Below are 1,490 nucleotides of genomic sequence, written 5' to 3'. Positions count from 1 at the left end.
GTGTTCGCGTTCCTGGCCGAGCACCGTGAGCGGCTGCTGCCGCCGGAGATGTTCGCGGACATGTACCCCTCGGCCAACGGTCGGCCGAGCCTGCCGCCGCAGGTGCTGGCCGCGGCGGTGGTGCTGCAGAGCCTGTTCGGGACCTCGGACGTGGAGACCGTGCTGGAGCTGCGGTGCGATTTGCGGTGGAAGGCGGCGTGCGGGCTGGGCCTGTACGACACGGCGTTCGACCCCTCGCTGCTGACCTACTTCCGGCGCCGGCTGCAGAGGTCGTCGGATCCGGGGCGGATCTTCACCCGGGTCAGGGAGGTCGTGGCCGCCACCGGCATTCTGCGCGGGAAGCGGCGGCGGGCGCTGGACTCCACGGTGTTCGACGACGCGGTGGCCACCCAGGACACAGTCACCCAGCTGATCTCGGCCATCCGCCGGGTGATCCGCGAGGTGCCCGGCGCCGATCAGGTCGCCGCCGCGCACTGCACCGCGCACGACTACGCCGATCCGGGCAAGCCGAGGATCGCCTGGGATGACGAGGCCGCCCGTGCCGCACTGGTCGACGCGCTGGTGACCGACGCGCTGAACCTGCTGGGGCGCCTGCCCGAGCAGGAACTGGGCGAGCGAGCGGCGAACGCGGTCGGCCTGCTGGCGCTGGTCGCCGGCCAGGACGTGGAACCCGCCGAGGACTCCGACGGGCGCGACGGCCGCTGGCGCATCGCCCGGCGCACGGTCCGCGACCGCGTGGTGTCCACCGTCGATCCCGAGGCGAGGCACATCCACAAGAACCGCACCCGGCATCAGGAAGGCTTCAAGGGCCACGTCGCCGTCGAGCCGGAGACCGGCCTGTTCACCGAGGTCGCCCTGGCCCCGGGCTGCGGCCCCGCCAACCACGAGGCGAAGATCGCCGAAGACCTCCTCGCCAACGAGGACGAGCCCTGCGAGGTGCTCGGCGACTCCGCCTACGGCACCGCCGACCTGCGTGAACACCTCGAACAACAGGGCCACGACGCCGTCCTCAAGCCCCCGCCGCTGCGCCCGGCCACACCCGGCGGCTTCACCAGCGACCACTTCCACATCGACACCGAAAACAGCCAGGTCACCTGCCCCGCCGGGCACACCGTCCCCCTCGGCAAGCCCCTCAAGAAAGGCTTTCGCCAAGCCCAGTTCAAGAAGCTGTGCACCGGCTGCCCGCTGCGCGAACGCTGCACCACGTCCAAGACCGGCCGCGTCCTGCAAGTCCACCCCCAGCACCAGCGCCTGGCCGACGCCCGCTCCCAGGCCGCCGACCCCGCCTGGAAAGACGCCTACCGCCGCTGGCGGCCACCCGTCGAACGTGGCATCGCCTGGCTGACCGCCAAAGGCAACCGCAGACTGCGCTACCTCGGCACCCTCAAGAACGACACCTGGCTCCGCAACCGAGCCGCCGCCCTCAACCTCCGCCGGCTGGTCAGCCTCGGCCTCGCACCCACCGCCAACGGCACCTGGACTCTGACTCC

1 protein-coding gene is annotated in these 1,490 nt (G+C 71.7%); it reads left to right on the top strand.

Annotation, left to right across the window (positions count from 1 at the left end; genetic code table 11):
• Window positions 1-1,490 (top strand): IS1182 family transposase (locus VXC91_RS45470; protein ID WP_329513190.1); only part of this gene is annotated, 1,490 nt, incomplete at both ends.

Origin of the sequence: Streptomyces chiangmaiensis (assembly GCF_036281785.1) — a bacterium.
GTDB lineage: Bacteria > Actinomycetota > Actinomycetes > Streptomycetales > Streptomycetaceae > Streptomyces > Streptomyces chiangmaiensis.
Note: the sequence above shows the minus strand (reverse complement) of the source record. Positions and strands in the feature narration are given on the sequence as shown.